General features: G+C 74.1%; 19 protein-coding genes. 7 read left to right on the top strand and 12 right to left on the bottom strand.

What is annotated here, in order from left to right; translation table 11 throughout:
- Nucleotides 1-104 precede the first annotated feature (104 nt).
- Together ACQP1S_RS05540 and ACQP1S_RS05535 are read left to right on the top strand one after the other, a co-directional pair.
- Nucleotides 105-1,658, top strand: coding sequence for a gluconokinase (locus tag ACQP1S_RS05540; protein WP_432903711.1), 1,554 nt, complete (start codon nt 105-107; stop codon nt 1,656-1,658).
- A gap of 48 nt (nt 1,659-1,706) precedes the next feature.
- Nucleotides 1,707-3,272, top strand: a complete 1,566-nt coding sequence (locus ACQP1S_RS05535; protein ID WP_432903708.1) for an SLC13 family permease — start codon at nt 1,707-1,709, stop codon at nt 3,270-3,272.
- Nucleotides 3,273-3,442: 170 nt separating this feature from the next.
- Here the strand turns inward: ACQP1S_RS05535 and ACQP1S_RS05530 are convergent, their stop codons facing one another.
- The 7 genes from ACQP1S_RS05530 to ACQP1S_RS05500 all read right to left on the bottom strand — a co-directional run bounded on the left by ACQP1S_RS05530 (nt 3,443) and on the right by ACQP1S_RS05500 (nt 11,336).
- Entirely contained in the window at nt 3,443-4,216 is a 774-nt protein-coding gene (locus ACQP1S_RS05530) for a hypothetical protein (protein WP_432903705.1), read from the bottom strand.
- 265 nt (nt 4,217-4,481) lie between these two features.
- Nucleotides 4,482-4,766 (bottom strand): putative quinol monooxygenase, encoded by a 285-nt coding sequence (locus tag ACQP1S_RS05525; RefSeq protein ID WP_091251448.1) that lies wholly within the window; start codon nt 4,764-4,766, stop codon nt 4,482-4,484.
- A gap of 73 nt (nt 4,767-4,839) precedes the next feature.
- Nucleotides 4,840-5,598, bottom strand: coding sequence for a MerR family transcriptional regulator (locus tag ACQP1S_RS05520; protein WP_432903702.1), 759 nt, complete (start codon nt 5,596-5,598; stop codon nt 4,840-4,842).
- Nucleotides 5,599-5,797: 199 nt separating this feature from the next.
- Nucleotides 5,798-8,095 (bottom strand): putative bifunctional diguanylate cyclase/phosphodiesterase, encoded by a 2,298-nt coding sequence (locus tag ACQP1S_RS05515; protein WP_432903699.1) that lies wholly within the window; start codon nt 8,093-8,095, stop codon nt 5,798-5,800.
- A gap of 83 nt (nt 8,096-8,178) precedes the next feature.
- Nucleotides 8,179-9,687 carry a hypothetical protein gene (locus ACQP1S_RS05510; protein WP_432903696.1) on the bottom strand — a complete coding sequence of 503 codons (1,509 nt, stop codon included), beginning with the start codon at nt 9,685-9,687 and terminating at the stop codon, nt 8,179-8,181.
- Nucleotides 9,684-10,772 (bottom strand): hypothetical protein, encoded by a 1,089-nt coding sequence (locus tag ACQP1S_RS05505; RefSeq protein WP_432903693.1) that lies wholly within the window; start codon nt 10,770-10,772, stop codon nt 9,684-9,686. Before ACQP1S_RS05505 ends, ACQP1S_RS05510 begins: the two co-directional genes overlap by 4 nt.
- A gap of 330 nt (nt 10,773-11,102) precedes the next feature.
- A complete protein-coding gene (locus ACQP1S_RS05500; protein WP_432903690.1) occupies nt 11,103-11,336 on the bottom strand; it encodes a zinc-ribbon domain-containing protein in 234 nt (77 codons plus the stop codon).
- Nucleotides 11,337-11,460: 124 nt separating this feature from the next.
- On the opposite strand from ACQP1S_RS05500, the gene ACQP1S_RS05495 reads away from it, so the two are divergent.
- A complete protein-coding gene (locus ACQP1S_RS05495; protein WP_432903687.1) occupies nt 11,461-11,790 on the top strand; it encodes a YciI family protein in 330 nt (109 codons plus the stop codon).
- 5 nt (nt 11,791-11,795) lie between these two features.
- Nucleotides 11,796-13,184, top strand: coding sequence for an RNA polymerase sigma factor (locus tag ACQP1S_RS05490; RefSeq protein ID WP_432903684.1), 1,389 nt, complete (start codon nt 11,796-11,798; stop codon nt 13,182-13,184).
- A gap of 138 nt (nt 13,185-13,322) precedes the next feature.
- Here the strand turns inward: ACQP1S_RS05490 and ACQP1S_RS05485 are convergent, their stop codons facing one another.
- The 5 genes from ACQP1S_RS05485 to ACQP1S_RS05465 all read right to left on the bottom strand — a co-directional run bounded on the left by ACQP1S_RS05485 (nt 13,323) and on the right by ACQP1S_RS05465 (nt 18,314).
- A complete protein-coding gene (locus ACQP1S_RS05485) occupies nt 13,323-13,985 on the bottom strand; it encodes a S1C family serine protease (RefSeq protein ID WP_432903681.1) in 663 nt (220 codons plus the stop codon).
- A 71-nt stretch (nt 13,986-14,056) separates the two neighbouring features.
- Complete coding sequence (locus ACQP1S_RS05480; RefSeq protein WP_432903679.1) at nt 14,057-14,920, bottom strand: SRPBCC family protein; 864 nt, start codon at nt 14,918-14,920, stop codon at nt 14,057-14,059.
- Nucleotides 14,913-15,473, bottom strand: a complete 561-nt coding sequence (locus ACQP1S_RS05475; protein ID WP_432903676.1) for a helix-turn-helix domain-containing protein — start codon at nt 15,471-15,473, stop codon at nt 14,913-14,915. The genes ACQP1S_RS05480 and ACQP1S_RS05475 overlap by 8 nt, the downstream gene beginning before the upstream one ends.
- Nucleotides 15,474-15,597: 124 nt before the next feature.
- The gene (locus tag ACQP1S_RS05470; protein WP_091251428.1) at nt 15,598-16,935 is read right to left on the bottom strand and encodes a class I SAM-dependent methyltransferase; all 1,338 of its coding nucleotides are present in this window, start codon (nt 16,933-16,935) and stop codon (nt 15,598-15,600) included.
- Nucleotides 16,932-18,314, bottom strand: a complete 1,383-nt coding sequence (locus ACQP1S_RS05465; protein ID WP_432903672.1) for an FAD-binding oxidoreductase — start codon at nt 18,312-18,314, stop codon at nt 16,932-16,934. Before ACQP1S_RS05465 ends, ACQP1S_RS05470 begins: the two co-directional genes overlap by 4 nt.
- A 189-nt stretch (nt 18,315-18,503) precedes the next feature.
- On the opposite strand from ACQP1S_RS05465, the gene ACQP1S_RS05460 reads away from it, so the two are divergent.
- From ACQP1S_RS05460 to ACQP1S_RS05450, 3 genes are all read left to right on the top strand, one after another.
- Nucleotides 18,504-18,788: a DUF427 domain-containing protein gene (locus tag ACQP1S_RS05460; RefSeq protein ID WP_091251423.1), complete on the top strand. Its 285-nt coding sequence runs from the start codon at nt 18,504-18,506 to the stop codon at nt 18,786-18,788.
- A 57-nt stretch (nt 18,789-18,845) separates the two neighbouring features.
- Nucleotides 18,846-19,559 (top strand): RICIN domain-containing protein, encoded by a 714-nt coding sequence (locus ACQP1S_RS05455; RefSeq protein WP_432903668.1) that lies wholly within the window; start codon nt 18,846-18,848, stop codon nt 19,557-19,559.
- 234 nt (nt 19,560-19,793) lie between these two features.
- Nucleotides 19,794-20,768 (top strand): GlxA family transcriptional regulator, encoded by a 975-nt coding sequence (locus ACQP1S_RS05450; protein WP_432903665.1) that lies wholly within the window; start codon nt 19,794-19,796, stop codon nt 20,766-20,768.

Genomic DNA, 20,768 nt, shown 5'->3' with positions numbered 1-20,768 from the left:
GTGACCCACGTTCCGGTCCGACGCCGTGCGGGGTGGGGCCGGCGTGGGTAACGTCAGCCGCAGCCGGGCCGCAGCGCCCGCACCGCCGACGCGAAGGGGGACCCGTGACCGGCCCGGACCAGCGCCACCGCGTGGTGCTCGGCGTCGACATCGGCACCACCAGCACCAAGACCGTGGCATACGACGTCGACGGCCATCAACTCGCCAGCCACTCGGTCGGCTACCCCCTCGACGAGCCGCACCCCGGCTACGCCGAGCAGGACCCCCAGCTCATCTTCGACGCGGTGGTGGAGACCATCCGCACCGTCGTCACCGAGTTGGGCGCCGGCATCGCCGGCCTGTCGTTCAGCACCGCGATGCACAGCCTGATCGGCCTCGACCCGGACGGCGTACCGCTCACCCCGTCGGTGACCTGGGCCGACTCCCGGGCCAGCAGCCAGGCCGAACGGCTGCGCGCCGCGCCCTGGGGGCTGGCCCTGCACCGGCGCACCGGCACCCCCGTGCACCCGATGGCCCCGCTGTCCAAACTCCTCTGGTACGCCGAGCAGGAGCCGAAACTGCACGAACGGGTCGCCCACTGGGTCGGCATCAAGGACTACGTGCTGCTGCGGCTGGCCGACGCGCTGGTCACCGACCACTCGGTCGCCTCGGCCACCGGCCTGATGGACATCCACCGGCTCGGCTGGGACGCCCAGGCGCTGCGGATCGCCGGGATCACCGAGGAGCAGCTCCCCCAGCTCGTCCCCACCACCACCGTGCTGCCGGGGCTCACCGCCCGCGCCGCCATCGCCACCGGCCTGCCCGCCGACACCCCGCTCGTCGTCGGCGCGGGTGACGGCCCGCTGGCCAACCTGGGTCTCGGCGCGGTACGCCCCGGCGTCGTCGCCTGCTCCATCGGCACCTCCGGGGCGATGCGGGTGGCCGTCGAACGCCCCGCCGTCGACCCGCTCGGCGGGGTGTTCTGCTATGCGCTCACCGAGGACCGCTGGGTGGTCGGCGGGGCGATCAACAACGGCGGGATCGTGCTCCAGTGGGCCGGCGACGCGCTCGCCCCCGAGTTCGGCGAGCACGGCGAAGAGGAGCTGCTGGCGTTGGCCGCCACCGCCCCGGTCGGCTCCGGCGGGCTGATCATGCTGCCGTACCTGCTCAGCGAGCGGGCCCCGCACTGGAGCGCGCTGCCGCGCGGGGCGTACGTCGGGCTGACCCACGGGCACCGCCGCGAACACCTCGTCCGGGCCGCGTTGGAGGGGGTCTGCCAGCAGCTCGCCCTGGTTTTGGCGTCGGTCCGGGCGGCCGGCAACGAGGTCCGCGAGGTCCGCGCCAGCGGCGGGTTCGCCCGCAGCCCGTTGTGGCGGCAGATGCTCGCCGACGCGCTCGGCATGCCGGTGCGGTTCCCCGCCGGCCACGAGGGCTCCAGCTTCGGCGCGGCGCTGCTCGGCATGCAGGCGCTCGGCCTGATCGACTCCGTCGACGTCGCCGCCGACCTGGTGCGCATCGACGAGACGGTACGCCCCGAGCCGGCCGCCGCCGCCACCTACGCCGCCCTGCTCCCCCTGCACTCCGAGCTGTACGACGCACTGCTGCCCACCTTCGCGTCGCTGCGCCGGCTGGCCCCCAGCCTGCCGGCGGAGCCGCCACCCACACCCGCACCCATGTGATCGCCCGCCCCGCACCGGGTCGGACCCCGTCCGAAGGTCGTGAATACCGTGCTCACTCTCCTCGCCGCACCGGCGGAACCGGCCACCAGCGCCGGTGACGCCCAGCTCGTCGTGGCCGCCCTGCTGGGCATCGCCGCGGTGGTGCTGCTCATCGCCTGGGGCAAGGTGCACCCCTTCCTGTCACTGATCCTCGGCGCGGCGGTGCTGGGCGTGGTCGCCACCATGGCCCCCGACAAGATGATCACGTCGTTCAGCGCCGGGGTCGGCTCCACCGTCGGCGGGGTGGGGCTGCTGATCGCCCTCGGCGCGATGATCGGTGGCCTGCTCGCCGAATCCGGTGGGGCCGACGGCATCGTCAACCGGGTCGTCGGGCGGGTCTCCGGCACCGCCCTGCCCTGGGCGATGGCCGGGGTCGCCGCGCTGATCGGCCTGCCGCTCTTCTTCGAGGTCGGCGTGGTGCTGCTGGTGCCGATCGTGCTGCTGGTCTCGCTGCGCACCGACGTGCCGCTGATGAAGATCGGCATCCCGGCGCTGGCCGGCCTGTCGGTACTGCACGGCCTCGTCCCGCCGCACCCCGGCCCCCTGGTGGCGATCTCCTCGCTCAACGCCGACCTGGGGCTCACCCTCGGCCTTGGCCTGATCATCGCCATCCCCACCGTGATCATCGCCGGCCCGGTGTTCGGCAACTTCATCGCCCGGTACGTACCGGCCACCGCGCCTGCCGCACTGCTGCCCACCCGGCAGCCGGCCACCAGCGGCGGCGGCCGGCGGGGACCCGGCAGCCCCGACGCCCGCCGCGACCGCACACCCGACGGTTCGGACGCCGGGCGCGGACGGGCCGGCGACGACGTCGACGGCGACCTGCTCACCGACGACGACCTGGTGAACCCGGGCACCGGTCGGCCGGGCGCGCCGGTCGACGACAGCGGCACCGAGACCGCCCGGCGTGCCCCGAGGTTCTGGCCGGCGGTGCTCACCGTGCTGCTGCCGGTGGTGCTGATGCTGCTGCGCGCGGTCGGCGAACTGGCCCTGGCCGAGGGGACCTTCGCCCGGCAGGCCCTCGACCTCGTCGGCACCCCGATCGTGGCGCTGCTGGCCGGCGTGATCGTCGCCATGTTCACCCTCGGCTACCAGGCTGGCTTCAACCGCAGTCAGGTCTCCTCGGTGCTCGGCGGCTCGCTGCCACCGATCGCCGGCATCCTGCTGATCGTCGCCGCCGGTGGTGGCTTCAAGCAGGTGCTGGTGGACGCCGGGGTGGGCAACCTGGTCGCCGACGCGGCCAAGGACGCCAACCTCTCCCCGTTGCTGCTGGGCTGGCTGGTCGCCGTCGGCATCCGGGTCGCCACCGGCTCCGCGACGGTCGCCACGATCACCGCCGCCGGCATCGTCGCCCCGCTGGCGGCCACCCTGGACCGGCCGGAGGTGGCGCTGCTGGCGCTGGCCGTCGGCTGCGGGTCGCTGTTCTTCTCGCACGTCAACGACGCCGGCTTCTGGCTGGTCAAGGAGTACTTCGGGCTGACCGTGGGACAGACCATCAAGAGCTGGTCGGTGCTGGAGACGATCATCTCGGTGGTCGGCTTCGCCGGCGTACTGCTGCTCGACCTGGTCCTGTAAGGCTCCCGGGCCGCCGGACCGGACCTCGCCGGCCGCACCGGTCGGGCGTTGATCACCTCAATGTCGCCGTAACAGCGGTATCGGAGCGCGCGGATACCGCTGTTGCGGCGATGTGGCGAGCCGGCGCCGGGCGGGCAGACGGGTAGTGCGGGCGCGGGGGCGTGGTGGGGTCAGGCGCCGGGGATGTTGCGGGGCGGGTCCTCGCCGATCAGGCCCGCCGCCGGCTTCTCCGCCGACACCGGCAGGCCGAATTCCGCGTACGTCAGGTCGAGCGCCGAGGTCTTGCCCGGCTCACCGGACAGCTCGATCCGGTAGCGGACCAGCCGCCCCTGCGCGTCCACGGTCGCGGTGAACGGCACCGCGGCGGCCCGTTCCCCGAGCACCCCGCCCAGCCCGTCGCCGAGCACCTCGGTGCTGCGTCGCAGGTCCAGGGTGCCGGCGTAGGCCCGGTCGCCGGTGGCGCGTACCTCGGTGGCCGCGCCGAGCGTGCTCGCCAGCCGGGTGTTGTCCAGCCCGGTCCGCTTCGCGGCGGCCGCCTCGGCGGTGCCCAGGTGCCACCAGGTGCGCCCGTCCCAGACCGGCACCCGCCGGTCCGGGGCGGTCACCTTCACATAGACGTCGGTGCCGGTGGCGAGCCGTTCGACGACCACCTTGCCGTTCGCCACGGCCAGCGTCGTCGTCTCCAGCCCGCGCCGGGCCCGGGGGTCCCAGACCAGGGTGGTGCCGTCCCCGCCCGCGCCGTCACCGAGGCTCAGCCGGTAGGACTGCTGGTCGACCCGCTGCGCGGCGGCGGCCAGCACGGCGGTCGGCGCGGTCGGTGCCGGCCCGCTGGCGGACGGCCCGGCGGTCGCTGTCGACCCGGCACCGCCGTCCGAGGTGCAGCCGGCGGCCGTCACCAGCACGACGAGGGCGGCGGTGGCGGCGGCCAGCTTCGGGTGCTTCACGACGGTCTCCCCGGGCGATGCGCCCGCCGGCCGAGCCGATCGACGCTGGTGACAGAGCGGTCGCGCCAGCCTAGCCCGACCGCCCGCCGCCGACCGGCCACCCCTGCCCGGCCCTCTCCCGACAGCGACAGCCAGCCCGGGCGCACGCCCCGGGGGACGACACAGCTCGGACCCGGGCACACGCCGATGCCGTTCGATCAGCGTGTTCGGCCCGGTGCGGGCCAGCCGTGAGGCGTCACGGTCCCCGCGCCCGTCGGCGTCCGGGTCAGGGAGCCTCGACGGCGGAGATGCGGTAGCGGTGCACCTCCGCCCCGAGGATCGCGGTCTCCTGCTCCTGGGTCGGGCCGGACCCCCGGAACGCCAGCAACTGGTCGTCGGACTCCCACCGTTCGTAAACGTTGATCCGACCCGGCTCGACCAGGTCGGGACCGATCGCGAAGTCCACGCAGCCGGGCGTCGCACGGGCCTGCCGGACGACCTCCAGGCAGGACTCCAGGTAGGCGTCCCGCTCCGCGGGTTCGACGTAGAGACTTCCGGCGACGATGAACACGGGCGACCTCCGGTAGGCGGGCGGAACGTTCCCCCATCCTGACCTACCGGAGGTGACGCCCCCGTCGTCCCGCTCAGGCCCGGCTGATCGCGTTGGCGTGGATCGCCTCCGCCAGGTACTCGGCCAGCCCCGGCGCGATCGTCTCGTAGTAGGCGGTGAACCGCGGGTCGGCCAGGTACATGTCGGCCAGCCCGGTGTGCACCTCGTACGAGCAGTCGTAGAACCAGCGGACGATGAGCTGCCGGTGCTCCTCGGCCAGCGCCTTCGCCTCCGCCGAGTCGGCCGGCCTGCCGCTGGTCAACGCCGCGACGATGCGCCGGTTCCAGTCGTCCTGCTCCGCCTTGTGGCGCAGCCAGTCCTCCTTCGAGTAGCCGGCCGCCCGTCGGGTCGACACCCGGTACGCCTCGGTGTCACCCCAGCGCTCCCGCGCCTCCTCAGCGTGCTCGTTCGGGTCGACGTCACCGAAGACCTCGAACCGCTCTTCCGGGGTCAGATTGAGTTCCATCCGTCTCGCCTCCATCGCGATCTCGATCGCCGCGACCATCTCCTGGAGTTTCCCGATCCGCCCGGTCAGCAGGTCGTGCTGCCGGCGCAGGTGCGCCGCCGGGTCGGCGGTCGGGTCGTCGAGGATCGCCGCGATCTCCTCCAGCGGAAACCCCAGCTCCCGGTAGAAGCGGATGTGCTGCAACCGCTCCAGGTCCGCGTCGTCGTAGCGGCGGTAGCCGGCCGCCGTCCGGCCGCTCGGCGAGAGCAGCTTGATCTCGTCGTAGTGGTGCAGCGTCCGGACCGTCACCCGGGCCGCCTTCGCCACCTGACCCACCGTGTACGCCATGGTTTCCCCCCTTCCGGCACCAAGCCTCCGGCCTGCCGCGACGTGAGGGTCAAGCCCGATTCTGCGCCAATCCCCCGGCTCCCCCGGTACGCCCCACCGCACCGCACCAGGTCGAACCGGACCGCGCCGGGTAGGGCCGGATCGGATCGGGCCGGAAAGGGCCGGGCCGGAGGAGGGCGGGGGGGGAAGGGCGGGCAGGTCAGCGCGGGGTGTGCAGGGCGGCCAGCCGGCCGGGACGGCCGTACCGGTAGCCCTGACCGTGGACGCAGCCGATCGCGGTGACCGCCGCGTGCTGCCCCTCGGTCTCCACCCCCTCGGCCACCACCGCCAGGTCGAACGCCCCGGCCAACCGGGTGACCATCTCCACCGTGGCGTACGCCCGCGCGTCGGTGTCCAGCCGGGCCACGAACGATCGGTCGATCTTGAGATCGGTGGCCGGGATCCGGTGCAGGTAGCTCAACGACGAGTAACCGGTGCCGAAGTCGTCGATGGCGATCCGGATGCCCAACTCCCGGAGCTGGGCGAGCCGTTCCAACACCGCATCGCTGCCGTCGATCAACGCCGACTCGGTCAGCTCCAGGGTGAGCGCACGGGGTGCCAGGCCGGCGGTGGCGGTGGCCGCCGTGACGGTGGCGATCAGGTCGGGGCGGCGCAGGTGCGCGGCGGCGATGTTGACCGCCACGGTCGCCTCGGGCACCAGGGCCCGCCAGGTCGCCGCCGCCCGGCACGCCTCGTGGATCACCCACCGGTCGATCGGCACGATCAACCCGGTCTCCTCCGCCAACGGCAGGAACGCCGCCGGGGCGAGCAGGCCGAGCCGGGGGTGCCGCCAGCGGACCAGGGCCTCCGCGCTGCGGACCGCGCCGGTGGCCAGGTCGACGATCGGCTGGTACTCCAGGTGCAGTTGCCGCTCGTCGACGGCCCGCCGCAGGTCGGCGATCAACTCGGCCCGGCTCACCGCCGACTCCCGCAGCGCGGGCGTGCAGGTGCGGTACGCGGACTTCCCGGCGGCCTTCGCCGCGTACATCGCGATGTCGGCGTCGCGCAGCAGGTCGGTGTGGGAGGCGTGCTGCGGGCCGAACTCGGCGATGCCGATGCTGGCCGACGGGTGGACCCCGACGTCCTCCTCGCCTGCCGACGGTTGCAGGGCGGCGAGCAGCCGTTCGGCGAGCCGTTCCGGGGCGACCGGGCGGCCACCGTCGATCAGCACGGCGAACTCGTCGCCGCCCAGCCGGGCGATCGTGCCGTCGCCACCGACGGCGGTCCGCATCCGGACCGCGATGCTGGACAGCAGGGTGTCACCGGTGGCGTGCCCGAACCGGTCGTTCACCTGCTTGAAGCCGTCCAGGTCGAGGAGCAGGACGGCCACCGGGGGGCCCTCGCGCAACGCCTGGCGCAGCCGCCGGTTGAACATCAGCCGGTTGGGCAGGCCGGTGAGCTGGTCGGCGTAGGCGAGCCTGCGCAGCCGGGCCACCAGTCGCAGGTTCTCGTTGGCCGCCAGCCCCTGCCGCAGGGCGAGCACCCCGAGCAGCGCCATCATGCCGACGAAGACCAGAGGTGGGGTCTGCCCGGTGGGTCGGCGGGCCAGCACCACCGCGATGATCGCCCCGCCGACCGGCAGGTAGGGCAGCGCCACCCGCCACCACGACGGGAGCGGGGACTCGCCGACCTCCTCGGCGCCGTCGCAGGTCGGCGGCGGTGGTCGGGTGGTGGCGATGCCGATCAGCAGGTAGCTCAGCGGCCAGCAGACGTCGATCGGGTGCCCCGGGGCGTAACTGCCGTGCGCGACCAGCGAGACGTAGACGGCGTCCGCGCCGGCCCGGGTGACCAGGCTCGCCCCGATCAGGGTCAACGGCGGCCACACCGGGCGGGCCGAGCCGGCCACCGCGACCAGGATGGTCAACTGCATCAGGTCGATCATCGGGTAGAGCAGGCCGATGGTCCGCAGGGGATCGTCGAGGTCGGCGGCGGCGATGTCGCGGAACACCACCACCCAGCCGATCGGGATCAGGGCCAGCCCGACGATCACCCCGTCCAGCACGGTGCGGGCGCGGCCGACCATACTGCGTGGGGCGGTCAGCGCGGCCAGCAACGCGGCCGTGCCGGTGACGATGCCGGCGGTGAAGACCGCGCCGATCAGCGGGGTGTGCGGCAGCTCGTCGGCGCGCAGCCGGTCCACCGTCCACAGCAGCCGGCCGGCGGCGGCCAACCCCATGGTGAGCGCGAGCAGCGCCCAGAACCGGCGCAGCGGGGCGGGGTGCCGGCGCATCGTCCGGGTGCAGGCGTAACTGGCCCAGCTCGCCAGCGCCGTGGCGGTCACGTCGCTGGCCAGGGCCGCCCCGGGCAGCGCGGCGAGCAGCCAGCCCAGCTCCAGCACCACGACCACCGAGGCGACGATCGCACCCACCCGGGGAAGGGTCAACGGTCGGATCGGCGCGCCGGAGACGGCGTCCTGGGGTAGCACGGTGATCGCTCCGGCTCTCTGTCCAACGCGCACCTCGACCGTGCGGACCAGCCACGGACGGCGAACCCTCGCAGCCTAGCCAGCCGGGCGGGTCGCCGCCACACTCGCCGGGTCGGTTATCCGACCACTGAGGACAGCCCGGTGGCCGCCACGTTCGGCACGACGGTGACCGGCGGCCCGCCGTGCGTCCACGGTGTCTCCTCCGCCGTCGGGAACGTGCCGGCGGGCAGGAACGCCTCCGACAGGGTGGTCAGGCAGAGCCGCTCCCCCACCTGTGGCACGCTGCCCGGCGGCGCGGTCAGCCCCCGGCCCATCCCGCCGGACAGCTCCAGCACCACCTCGGTCCGGTCGTCCGCCGCCGGGGTCACGAAGACCACCTTCGCCTTCTGCCCCGGCCGTGCCGTCGACCACAGGGTCGCCCCGACCGGCACCCGGACCGGCTCGGTGGTCACCACCTGGATCCTCGGCCGCAGCACCGGCCGTTTGCCGCTGTCGTCCACCCGCGCCGGGTCGGCCAGGGTCACGTCGCCCACGAACGCCTCCCCGGTCAGCCGGTGCTCGGCCATCACCAGCGGGTCGTCATAGGCGCGCTGGACCGCGTACGTGGTCGCCGCGCGTTCCAGCCGGTGCAGTCGTACCGCCGCCGCGACCGCGCCGTCGCGCCGGGGCTGCGGTCCGCCGTCGGCGTCGAGATGCTCGGCGTACCCGGTGAAGGCGTCCCGGTCGCCGGCCCACCGCCCGGCCACCCGGGCCCCGGGCGGCAGCGCGCCGAGCAGACCCAGGCCGCGCCACATCAGCTCCCAGGTGGGCGCGAGCTGCCCGCGCAGCAACCGCACCAGCTCCGCGTACGCCTCGTCGCGGGCGGCCGGGTCGTCGTCGGCCGCCGCCCACGCGGCCATCGCCGGGGCGAGCGCCGCGTTGTCGAACTCCGGGTCGGTGGCCGGCCCGGCCGGCGGGCACACCCCCGGGTCCTCCGCCCGGGCGGCGGCCGCGACACCGGTCCAGCCGGCCGGCGGATCGATCCAGCCGAGCAGTGCCGGCAGGTGCAGGTCCTCCACCGCGCTCTGCCCGGTCGCCCAGTGCAGGGTGAGCGCGTCGGTCATCGCCAGCAGCGCCGACGAGCCGGGCTGCTCGGCCCGTTCGGCGAAGAAGGTCAGCCAGCGGCCGAGCAGCGGCACCGCCGGATGCACCGGATAGTCGCCGTCCGGACGGCGGAACCGGGTGGACCGGCCCAGCAGCCGCAGGAAGGTGATCCCGGCCGGGTTCGGCACCCAGAGCTGCGGGGCATCCACATAGCGGTAGCGGACGTCGCGCCCCCGGTCCACGGCCACCGCCTCCGAGACACCCCGGAAGCCGTCCAGCCACGGCAGCACGATCCCGGCCAGTTCGGTGACGAAGCGGAACCGCTGGTCCCGGTTGCGGGGCTGCGGCACGATCAGCAACCGCGCGTCGTCGGGGGCGGTGCCGACCAACGCGGCGAGCGGGGCGTGCGCCTCACCGGCCATCGCCAGCGGCACCAGCACCAGTGGACGGGTGGCCAGGTGCAGGTGCCGGACCGTGGCGACCGGCTGGGCCACCCCGGCGGCGACGGCCTGGGCCCGTGCCAGCGCGCGCAGCGTACTCATGCGGGGTGGCCGGCGAGGGCGTCGGCGCGCAGCCGGGCGGCGGCCCGCAGCAGCGCGGCGGCCTCCTCCCGCTCCGGATCGGCGGCCCGCTCGCCGGTCGCCAGGGCCAGCACCTCGGTCACCTCGGCGATCCCGCCGAGCGCCTCCCGCACCGGCCGACCCAACGCGCCGGTCTGCCCGCGCGCCTCGTCCCGGCAGAAGTACGCCAGTTCGCAGCCGGCCAGGCAGTCCGGCGCGTATCGGGCCGGCACGGTACGCAGCGCGGCGACCAGCGTCGCCGGCTCGGCGGCCGGGTCGGCGGTGAAGCTGGTCGGCACGGCGGTGAGCAGATCGTCCAGCCGGGCCATCCGGTCCAGCTGGCGGCGCAGCACCAGCAGTTGCTTGCGCACGTCGATCAGGCTGGCCACCGGCTGGTTGGCGAAGTCACGCGGGCAGACCAGCACCACGTCGTGCGACACCGACTCCGGGTCCCGCCCCTCGGCGGCGAACAGGTCCCGCAGCGCCAGCACATAGACGGCCGACTGGACGGCGGCGGCGGCCACCTTCGCCGGGTCGGCCTGGCCGTCGATCACGGGGAACGACTTGATCTCCACGACGTGGAACCGGCCACCGAGCCGGGCGGCGACCAGGTCCGGTTCCAGGTGCACCCGCTGACCCGCCACGTGCAGGCCCAGCAGCGGATGGTCGAACAGCGCCGCCTCCGACCCGCTGGCGGTCAACGCGGCCCGGGACCGTTCCCGCCGGTCCGGCAGGTCGTCCGCGCCGCCCAGGTCCGTCCAAGTGGCCCGCTCCGGCACCGGTACGCCCAACCGCTGCGCGACCAGTCGCAGCAGTTCCGCACCACCGTCCGCCTTGACCTGCGCCTCGAACGCGTTGCCCCGGGTGATGGCGAACCGGGACTGGCCGAACCGGGCCGGGAAGCCGACCCGCTCGGCGAGCGCCGACTTGTCCACCCCGGCCCCGTCCAGCACGGCCCGCCGGGAACAGCCGGGGTTTCCGGTGAGCGCGGCGATCGTCCGGGCGTTGTGCCGTTTCGGGGGCGCGGCGCCCCGGATCGCGGCCAGGCGCTGTGCGGTGCTCGTCACGACAGGCCACGATAGCCGCCCCGACCGACCCCGGCCGGCAGCCGACGTCCGTTTCCGGCGCGGCTGGCCCGGTTGCGGCAGCACGGTCGCGGCAGCACGGTCGCGGCAGCACGGAGCGTGCGGATCGACGGTGCGGGGTGGCGCGGGCGGGTCAGCGGCCGGCGGACCGGTTCCAGGGCGAACGGGGCGAACGGGCACCGGCGGCTGGCCGGTGGCGGCGGCGCGACGGGCGACGACCGGGGGTGCAGGGTGGGCGGGAGGCGGTGTGCACCGGCGCGGCCGGCGAGCCCGGTGGGCGGCCGATCAACCAGCAGAGGAAACGGGCCACGGTCAGCCGACCGGGAGGCGGCGGGCCTCGTCGGCGTCGACGGCGTACTCGACGCCGCAGAACGAGCACTGCTGCACGTACCTCGTCCGGATAGGGATCAGCGGGACGAAGAACAGGGTGAACTTCGTCGACCGGCGGCTGATCACCTGCGCCGCCTGGTTGCCGCAGTGCCGGCAGACGGCGGTCATCACCCCCGACCGGGTGACCTTGGTACGGAGTCCGAAGATGAAGAACATCGCCCGGCAGTACCCCGCCCGACGCCCCGGGAACCACCGGCGAGAAAATCCTGCCCGCTGTTGTCCGGAACCGTGCCTCCCGAACGTCACCCTGGTGACGACAACGACACCGAGGAGCGTCCCGATGAAATACCTGATGCTGGTCTGCACCGACACCGCGCCGGACACCGACCCGGAGGCCGCCCCCGACATCGAGGCGTGGGTCGCCGAGCGCGACGGCAGCGGGCAGCGTGTGCTGGGCAGCCGGCTGGCGGACGCGTCGGCGGCCACCACCGTCCGGGTACGCGACGGTGAACTGCTGCTCACCGACGGGCCGTTCGCCGAGACCAGGGAGGTGATCGTGGGCTTCGACCTGCTGGAGTGCACCGATCTCGACGAGGCGGTGGAGGTGGCCCGCCGTCACCCGATGGCCTACGAGGGGCGGCTCGAACTGCGTCCCCTGGTCGACCTCTGAGGGCCATGGCCGGCGACCCGGTCGGATCCGCCGGCCCGCACCACGGGGGCGGGCCGGCCGACCCGGTCGGCGGGGACCCGGTCGGCGCGGTCGCGGTGGCGGGTGCCGAGGCGTACCCGCGGATCGTGGCCGCGCTGATCCGGGTGACCGGGGACTGGACGCTCGCCGAGGACTGCGCCCAGGAGGCGCTGGCGGCCGCCGTGCAGCGCTGGCCCCGCGACGGCGTGCCGGGCAATCCGGGCGGCTGGCTGATGACGGTCGCCCGGAACCGGGCGACGGACGTGCTGCGGCGGGCCACCGTGGAACGCCGCAAGCTACGCGAGCTGGCGTTGCTCACCGACCCGCGACCCATCCCGGACGACCCGGAGGAGGACGTGGTGGACGACCGGCTGCGGCTCGTGTTCACCTGCTGCCATCCGGCGCTGTCGCTGGAGGCCCGGGTGGCGCTGACGCTGCGTACCGTGGCCGGTGTGCCGACCGCCCACATCGCGCGCGCCTTCCTGGTCGGCGAGGCCACCATGACCCGGCGGATCACCCGGGCCAAGGCCAGGATCGCGGCCGCCGGCGTGCCCTACCGGGTGCCGACCGGGCCCGCGCTGGCCGAGCGGCTGCCGGGCGTCCTGGCCGTGCTCTACCTGCTCTTCACCCGGGGGTACGACGCGGACGGCGAGCCCGCCTTCGCCGACGAGGCGGTCCGGTTGGCCCGGCTGCTCGACGAGCTGATGCCGGCCGAGCCGGAGGTCGCCGCCCTGTGCGCGCTGCTGCTCTTCCAGCACTCCCGCCGGGCTGCCCGCCGCGACGCGGCCGGTGACCTGCTCACTCTCGCCGAGCAGGACCGTTCCCGGTGGGACCACGCCGCTATCGCCGAGGCCCGGACGGCCCTGGCCCGCGCCGAGCGCCGGTCGGCACCGGCCCGCGCCGACCGCCCCTCGACCACGGCCCAGGCCGTGAGCCCGCCAGCCACGGCCCACGCCGACCGCCCCTCGGGTCCGGCCCAGGCCGACCGGCCCGGCCCGTATCTGCTCCAGGCACGGATTGCCGCCTGCCATGCCACCGCGCCGGACGCCGACCGTACCGACTGGCCGACCATCGCCCGCTGGTACGACGAACTGTCCCGTCTGCGGCCCACCCCGGTGATCGGGTTGAACCGCGCGGTGGCCCACGGCTACGCCTACGGACCGGCGGCCGGGCTGGCCCTGCTCGCCGGGGCCCGCGCCGGCGGGGCGTTGGACGGCTACCCACCGGCGCTGGCGGTGGAGGCGGAGCTGACCGCCCGCAGTGGCGACCCGGTCCGGGCGGCCCTCCTGTTCCGGGCCGCCACCGACCTGGTCGGCTCGGCCGCCGAACGCCGGGCCCTGCTGCGCCGGGCGGACGACCTGGCCCCGCCCTGCTGACCTGGCCCCGCCCTGCTGACCTGGCCCCGCCCTGCTGACCTGGCCCCGCCTCGGCTGGCCCCGGCCTCGCTCCGCTGGTGCTGCCCTGCCCCGCCGGTCCGGCCCCGCCCCGCTGACCCGGAAGCGGGGCCAGGTAGGTCAGCTCGCGGTCAGTCGGGGGACGACCAGGCGGACGGTGTCCACCGGGATCGCGAAGCCGAGGCCGACGCTGCCCTCGTCCTCTCCGGTGGTGGCGACGGCGACGTTGATGCCCACCACCCGCCCGGCGGTGTCGACCAGCGCGCCGCCGGAGTTGCCGTGGTTGATCGCCACATCGGTCTGCACCAGCCCGGACAGGTCGTCCACCGACCGGTGGAGGGCCGACACGATTCCGGAGGTGACCGTCCCGGCCAGCCCGAGCGGACTGCCGAACGCCAGGACGGTGTCCCCGACGGTCAGGGTCGAGTCGCTGCCCAGCGTCGCCGGGGTGAGGCCGGTCAACCCGGTCGCCCGCAGCAGCGCGATGTCCGCCGTGGCGTCCTGCGCGACCACGGTAGCCGGGGCGGTACGGCCGTCGGAGAGGGTCGCGGCGACCTGGCCGCCGGAGTCCACCACGTGCTGGTGGGTGAGGACGAGTCCGTCGGTGTCGAGAATGACGCCGGGTCCAAGGCTGGACTCCCGGGCCCCGGTCACCTCGACGGTGACGATGCTCGGCGACACGACGGCGACCACCGTGGCGAGGGAGTCGATGGTGGCGGCGGAGACCGGGGCGACGGACGTCGTAGCGGTGACGGACGAACCCTGGCCGGCGAAGCGGTCCACGACCAGCGCGCCCGGTCCGCGACCTGCGCCCGGACCTCGAAGACCGGCCCGGGCGCAGGTGCGGTGGTGGTTCAGGCGCCGGGAGCGCCGGTGTGGATCTCCTCGGCCACCCAGATCGGCTGCCAGTCGGCCATCTCGTGGAAGCGGCGCAGCTCGGACAGGCCGGCCACCGACCCGCTCCACGCCGCGTACGGCGGGTTGCCCTCGTCGAAGCCGCTCTGCACGAAGGTGAGCCTCGTCTTTCCGCCGGACTCGGCCAGCTCCCAGGTGGTGACGCCGACCGGCCCCCAGTCCACCGACATCTTCCGGCCGGGCTCCAGGTCGATCACCTTCGCCGTGTACCCGCTGTCGAAGCCACCCATGGCGTACCGGCCGCCGACCCAGGGCTCGATGCCGATCGGATAGCCGAACCAGGCGCTGGCCTGCCCGGAGTCGGTCAGCGAGGTCCAGACCCGGTCGATCGGCGCGGCGATGGTCAGCTCACCGCGCAGGTCGGCGGAGGTGAAGTCGGTCCTCGGCAGCAGCGGACGACCCTCCAGGTGCGCGGCGAGGTTGGCGATCGACAGCGACCACCAGGTCTGCAGGACGCCACGGATGCTGCTGCCGTCCATCGCCTCGGCGAAGTCGAAGTGGCTCTGGCTGAGGGTCAGCAGCGTGGCGTCCGGCCCCTGCGCCGTCAGGCACAGCTCGCTGGTCGTCTCGACCCCGTCGAGCAGCCAGTCGAAACGCAGCGTGTACGGGTCGGCGTGCCGCAGCCGTTGGTGGGGTGCGTCGCCCTCGGGCGTGTGCCGGCCCCAGAACTCGTACCGGCTGGGCAGGTCGACCTCGGCGTGCTCGGTCAGCCAGACGCGCAGCTCGGCCGGGTCGGTGAGCGCCCGCCACACGGCCTCCACCGGAGCCGCGAGCCGGACGCCCAGCGTGAGTGGTTCAGTCACGGTCTTCCCCCTTGGGGTAACAGGCCACGGCGAGCTTGAAGGCGTCCCCCTCGACGCCGCCGTAGCGGGTGAACAGGTCCTGCAACGTCGACTGCAGGTCGTGCAGGAACTCCTGCCGATGCTCGGCCGGCACCCGGATCTCGCCGGAGACCCCGATCGAGGGCAGTTCCGGCGCGTTCCGGTCGAGCGCGGCGACGTCGGCCTGGACCTCCTCCATCAGGTCGAGCAGGTGGCCCAGGCTCAGCTCGTCGGAGGCCCGGCGGGCCCCGCCGATCCGGCCGACCAGCCGGGGCGAGAGCCAGTACGACCGGGCGACGGCCTGCCAGATGCCCTCGCTGATGCCGCGCACCTTCCGGCTGGCCACCTGCTCGACCAGGCCGGCCGCGGCGAGCTGCTTGACGTGGTAGTAGACCCGCTGCGGGGTCTGCTCCAGTCGGGCCGCCACCTCGGTGCAGGTGCGGGGCTCGGCCAACTGCCGCAGCACGTCCACGCGCTGCGGCTTGAGCAGGGTCTCGGCCTGCTCGATCTGCTCCAGGTACAGGACGTCTCTCATCTCAAAAACAATCCTGTACGTAAAAATTCTCCTTGTCAATCGGGTCGACGAAAGCCGCGCCGAGGTGGCGCGGCTTTCGTCAGGGCGATCGGCGCGTACGGTCAGGGCGTGCCGCGCAGGCTGGTCAGGGCGTCCAGTTCGGGCGCAACGGGTAGCCGTTCACGCCCTGCGGGGCGTTGCGGGTCGCCAGCACCTGGTGCAGCTGGATGCCGTTGCGCTCGAAGGCCAGCCGCGACCCGGCCATGTAGAGACCCCAGACCCGGGCCGTGCCCAGACCCACCTCGTCGACGCAGGAATCCCAGTTCGCCACGAGATTGCGGCACCAGGCGGCCAGGGTCAGCGCGTAGTGCTGCCGCAGGTTCTCCTCGTGGTGCACCTCGAAGCCGGCGTCGTGCACCTCGCTGATCAGGCGACCCGGCCCGGCCAGCTCGCCGTCGGGGAAGACGTACCGGTCGATGAACGCGCCGGAGCGGTGCGGCGCCCGGTTGTCGGCCCGGGTGATGCAGTGGTTGAGCAACCGGCCGCCGGGACGCAGCCGGTCCCGCAACGCCCGGAAGTAGGCCGGATAGTTGCGCACCCCGATGTGTTCGGTCAGCCCGATCGAGGAGATCGCGTCGAACTGTTCCCGGGGCGCGTCGCGGTAGTCGAGGTGACGCACCTCGGCCAGGCCGGTGAGCCCCTCCCGCGCGATGGCCGCCTGCGCCCACTGCGCCTGCGCCCGGGACAGGGTCACCCCGATCGCCCGCACGCCGTACTCGCGGGCCGCGTGCCGGACCATGCCGCCCCAGCCGCAGCCCACGTCCAGCAGGCGCATCCCCTGCTGAAGGCCCAGCTTGCCGGCGACCAGGTCGTACTTGGCCGCCTGGGCCTGCTCCAGGGTGTCGGTCGGGCTGCGGTACACCGCGCAGGTGTACGTCATGGAATCGCCGAGCACCTTCTCGTAGAAGGCGTTCGACACGTCGTAGTGGTGCGAGATGGCCGTACTGTCGCGGCCCCGGGAGTGCCGCAGCCCACCCAGCACCCGCCGCCAGCGGGGCAGCGCCTCCTGCGGCGGGGTCGGTGGGGGCCGCAGCCGCTCCCAGCCGAGCCCGCGCACCAGGGCCAGCCCCTCGGCCACCGGGGGGACCCGCAACCGCAGGTCGGTGAGCACCCGCAGGGCCTCGTACGGGTCGCCGGGGTGCACCCCGCCCAGCCCGAGATCACCGCTGACGTAGGCCCGCACCATGCCCAGGTCGCCCGGGGCGGTGAGCAGGTAGGACAGCCCCCGCTCGGAGCGGATGTCGAGGGTGATCCCGGCGTCGGCCGGGCCGATCGCGCTGCCGTCGTAGCCGGTGATGCGGACCGGCAGGTCCCGCGTGGTGACCGCGCGGACGATGTCGGCGACAGTCGGGCCGGGCCGACTTCCCGCCGGCGGGCTGGCCGGGGCGCTCGCCGCCCCCTGTTCTCGGTCGGTCAGGCTCATTTTCGGGCAACCGCCTTCTCGTAGAGTCCGGTGAGCCGATGGTCCGGGTCATAGCGGTCCTTCACCGCACGCCAGGTCTCCCCGCCGTAGAGCTGGTCGAAGGCCGCCCGGTCGTAGTACGCGTCGGAGTAGAGCGACTTGTGGCCACCGAACTCCGACACCGCCCGCTCGATGGAGCGGTTCACGTCGCCGTCGACGGCACCGTCCACGATCGGCACGGTGCCCCAGAAGCCGATGTTGAGGTACGTCCGGTCGGGGCGCAGCGGGTAGAGCGGCCAGGCCCGGGCCGAGCCGGGCCCGGCGGGCTCACGTAGCCGCAACGGGCAGAGCCACACCGGGGTCATCCCCACGTTCCGGTCGAACCACCGCAGGAAGTCGGCCGCGCCGTCCAGCGAGATCTCGACATCCTGCACCACCCGTTCCCGGGCCGGCCGGCCCCGCCACCGGTCCACCCGGGCGGCCACGTGGTGCCGGTGTTCCAGCCGGACCAGCCGGTGGTAGACGTCGCTGCGCCGCCAGCGGGCCGGCCAGAGCCGACGCACCACCGGATGCTGCGCCCCGAACGCGGCCGAGCACCAGAACCAGTCGGTGTCCCAGCGCCACAGGTAGTCGTGGCTACTCAGGGTGTCCCGCACCCGACGACGCAGCGAGCGGTAGTAGATGTCCTGGTGGGTGTAGTCGCTGAGCGGCTCCGGGTCGTCGGTGAAGGAGCCGAGCACCAGATAGGACTCGCCGGGGCTGAACATGACGCCGTCCATCGCGTCGACCGGCCGCCCCTCCCACTCGCCCTTGGCGGTCACCTCGGCGATCGTGTCGGTCAACTCCTCCAGCCGGGTGAACCGGAGGTTGCGCAGGGCCACCGCCCGGCGTACCGGTTGGAGTTCGATGCGCAGCCGGATGGCGTACCCCAGGCTGCCCAGCGAGTTGGGCAACGCGGCGAACAGGTCGGCGTGCGGTCCGTCCGGCCGGGCGGTGACGACCTCCCCCGCCCCGGTGAGGACGTCCAACTCGATGACCGACTCGTGCGGGAGCCCGTTGCGGAACGACGTCGACTCGATGCCCAGCCCGGTGACCGCGCCGCCCAGGGTGATCGTGCGCAACTGGGGCACGACCAGGGGCATCAGCTCGTGCGGGAGGGTCGCGTCGACCAGATCCTCGTAGGTGCACATGCCCTGCACCTCGGCGGTACGGGCGACCGGGTCGACCGACAGGACGCCGTCCAGGCCGCTGACGTCGAGGCCGGGCACACCGGTGGCCGACCGGGGTCGGAACAGGTTGGAGGTGCGTTTGGCCAGTCGTATGGGTTGTCCGGGAGGCACGGCGGCGTACGACCGCCGCAACGCGTCCACCGCCAGTTCATGATCACGCTGCGCGCGCATGAGATCACTTTACGCCCGAAGCGTCGTTCTGGGGGACCCCCACCACTGGCCGTTTCGGATCAGCCGCCGCCCGGAGACACCCCTGCCGCAGGTCCGCGCCGGGGCCCCGACCCCGGCGTGGCGCCGGTCGAAACCGGTGGCCGCGAGGGGTCCGGGAGCGGTAACCCGGGCGGGGCGTAGCGTGGTGGCATGCCGAAAGCCGTGTGGAACGACCAGGTCGTGGCCGAGAGCGACGACACCGTCCTGGTGGAGGGCAACCACTACTTCCCCCGCAACACCCTGCGCGACGACCTGATCACCGAGTCGACGACCCGGACGGTCTGCCCGTGGAAGGGCACCGCCTCCTACTACTCCCTCACCGACGGCGACCGGACCAGTCCCGACGCGGTCTGGTACTACCCCGACCCGAAGCCGGAGGCGGAGCAGATCCGCGACCGGGTGGCGTTCTGGAAGGACGTCCGGGTCGTCGACTGAGTCACCCCGTCGCGGGCCGACTAGCCGTCGGCCCGCCCGGTGGGTCACCATGCCAGCATGGCCGTCCCCGATCCGCACCGCGACCCGCCCGGCACCGTGTACGGCGCCAGGCGGGCCGCCCGCCCCGGGCTGCCCCGTGATCCGCTGATGCGGTTCGCGCTGGCCGCCGGGTTGGCCGGCGTACTGCTGGGGATCTTCTTCGCCACCGGTGTGCTCGGCGGCGAAGGGCGGACGCAGCCGGTGGTACCTGCGGCGGCCGCCCCCGCCCCCACCACGGCGGACGCGCCGGCGAGCAGCGAGCCGGCCCCGACCACCGCACCGCCGTCACCGACCCCGGCAGCCACCACCCCCACCGCCGTCACCGGGCCGACGGCATTCCGCGCCGTGACCTCCGGACTCTGCCTCGGCACCGACGGCGCCGGCGAGAAGACCGCGGCCGAACTGGCCGCCTGCACCGGCGGGCCGGAGCAGCAGTGGGTGGCCAACCCGGTCGCGCCGGACGTGGTCACGCTCACCAACGCCGCGTACGACCGCTGCCTGGACGTCGAGGGCGGCAGCGGCGACGACGGCGCGAGGCTCCAGCAGTTCGGCTGCCACGGGCAGGCCAACCAACAGTGGCGGCTGACCCCGCTGGGTACCGGCCCGGTGCTGCTGGTCGGCGTGCAGTCGGGCAAGTGCGCGCAGGTACGCGACGGCGGTACCGGAGCCGGTGCCGAGTTGGTGCAGGTCACCTGCACCGGCGCCGCCGGCCAGCAGTGGGCCCTCGGCTGACGGTGCCGCCGAGCGCCACCCCTGGTCGACCGGTCGACCCTGGTGGCTCCACCACCGGGTGACCGGCGTCGCCCGGCCACACCGCCCCCGATGCGTGGTCGCGGACCGGACCGGGGCCCCGCTCCCGGCCCACCCCCGCAGGGGGTGCGGACTCGGATCACGGTCCTGGCCTTGGATGCGCGGAACGCGCAAAACACGAGTGGCCGGATATCCATCGTACGCAATAATCGGGCCATGACCTCCACCGTGCACCGGATCGCCGTGCTCGCCCTCAACGATGTGGTGGGCCTCGACCTGGGCACCCCGGCACAGCTCTTCGGTGCCGCCCGCACCGACGACCGGCGGCCGCTCTACGACGTCGCCACCTGTACCCCCGGTGGCCGTGCGGTACGCAGCACCGCCGGGTTCCAAGTGTTGCCCGATCACGGCCTCGACCTGCTGGTCACCGCCGACACGGTGGTGGTGCCCGGCATGCGCAGTGGCCCGCCGATGACCGACGGCACCATCGACCCGGCGGTGGCCGAGGCGCTGCGGGGCGCGCACCGGCGCGGCGCCCGGGTCATGTCGATCTGCACGGGCGCGTTCGTGCTGGCCGCCGCCGGGCTGCTCGACGGCCACCCGGCCACCACCCACTGGGCGTACGCGGACCGCTTCCGCCGGCTGCACCCGGGTATCGACCTCGACCCGGACGTGCTCTTCATCGACACCGGACGGGTCCTCACCTCGGCCGGAGTGGCCGCCGGCATCGACCTGTGCCTGCACGTCATCCGCATCGACCACGGCAGCGATGTGGCCAACCGGGCGGCCCGCCGCTGCGTGGTGCCGCCGTGGCGCGACGGCGGCCAGGCCCAGTACATCGAACGACCGGTGCCCCGCGCCCCGGTCAGCGACACCGCCGCCACCCGGGACTGGGCCCGACGACGCCTGCACGAGCCGGTGGCCCTGCGGGACCTGGCCGCGCACGCCCGGATGAGCGTACGCACCTTCACCCGGCACTTCCGCTCCGAAACCGGTCTCAGCCCGGCACAATGGCTGCTCCAGCAGCGCACCGACCACGCCCGCCTGCTGCTGGAGACCACCGACCTGACGGTCGACCAGGTGGCCCACCGCTGCGGCTTCGGCAGCACCGCCGCCCTGCGTCAACACCTGCACGCGCGGATCGGCGTCTCCCCGTCGGCCTACCGCCGCACCTTCCGCCGCACCCGCTGA

The sequence above is a fragment of the Micromonospora matsumotoense genome, assembly GCF_050951065.1.
GTDB classification, from domain to species: Bacteria; Actinomycetota; Actinomycetes; order Mycobacteriales; family Micromonosporaceae; genus Micromonospora; species Micromonospora matsumotoensis.
Note: the sequence above shows the minus strand (reverse complement) of the source record. Positions and strands in the feature narration are given on the sequence as shown.

What these genes read in the sequence shown, in the direction of transcription:
- ACQP1S_RS05520 (WP_432903702.1), bottom strand. Translation starts at nt 5,598, where the DNA reads ATGGCGTACACGGTGGGTCAGGTGGCGAAGGCGGCCCGGGTGACGGTC.
- ACQP1S_RS05510 (WP_432903696.1), bottom strand. Translation starts at nt 9,687, where the DNA reads ATGAGTACGCTGCGCGCGCTGGCACGGGCCCAGGCCGTCGCCGCCGGG.
- ACQP1S_RS05500 (WP_432903690.1), bottom strand. Translation starts at nt 11,336, where the DNA reads ATGTTCTTCATCTTCGGACTCCGTACCAAGGTCACCCGGTCGGGGGTG.
- ACQP1S_RS05495 (WP_432903687.1), top strand. Translation starts at nt 11,461, where the DNA reads ATGAAATACCTGATGCTGGTCTGCACCGACACCGCGCCGGACACCGAC.
- ACQP1S_RS05490 (WP_432903684.1), top strand. Translation starts at nt 11,796, where the DNA reads ATGGCCGGCGACCCGGTCGGATCCGCCGGCCCGCACCACGGGGGCGGG.
- ACQP1S_RS05475 (WP_432903676.1), bottom strand. Translation starts at nt 15,473, where the DNA reads ATGAGAGACGTCCTGTACCTGGAGCAGATCGAGCAGGCCGAGACCCTG.
- ACQP1S_RS05470 (WP_091251428.1), bottom strand. Translation starts at nt 16,935, where the DNA reads ATGAGCCTGACCGACCGAGAACAGGGGGCGGCGAGCGCCCCGGCCAGC.
- ACQP1S_RS05465 (WP_432903672.1), bottom strand. Translation starts at nt 18,314, where the DNA reads ATGCGCGCGCAGCGTGATCATGAACTGGCGGTGGACGCGTTGCGGCGG.
- ACQP1S_RS05460 (WP_091251423.1), top strand. Translation starts at nt 18,504, where the DNA reads ATGCCGAAAGCCGTGTGGAACGACCAGGTCGTGGCCGAGAGCGACGAC.
- ACQP1S_RS05455 (WP_432903668.1), top strand. Translation starts at nt 18,846, where the DNA reads ATGGCCGTCCCCGATCCGCACCGCGACCCGCCCGGCACCGTGTACGGC.
- ACQP1S_RS05450 (WP_432903665.1), top strand. Translation starts at nt 19,794, where the DNA reads ATGACCTCCACCGTGCACCGGATCGCCGTGCTCGCCCTCAACGATGTG.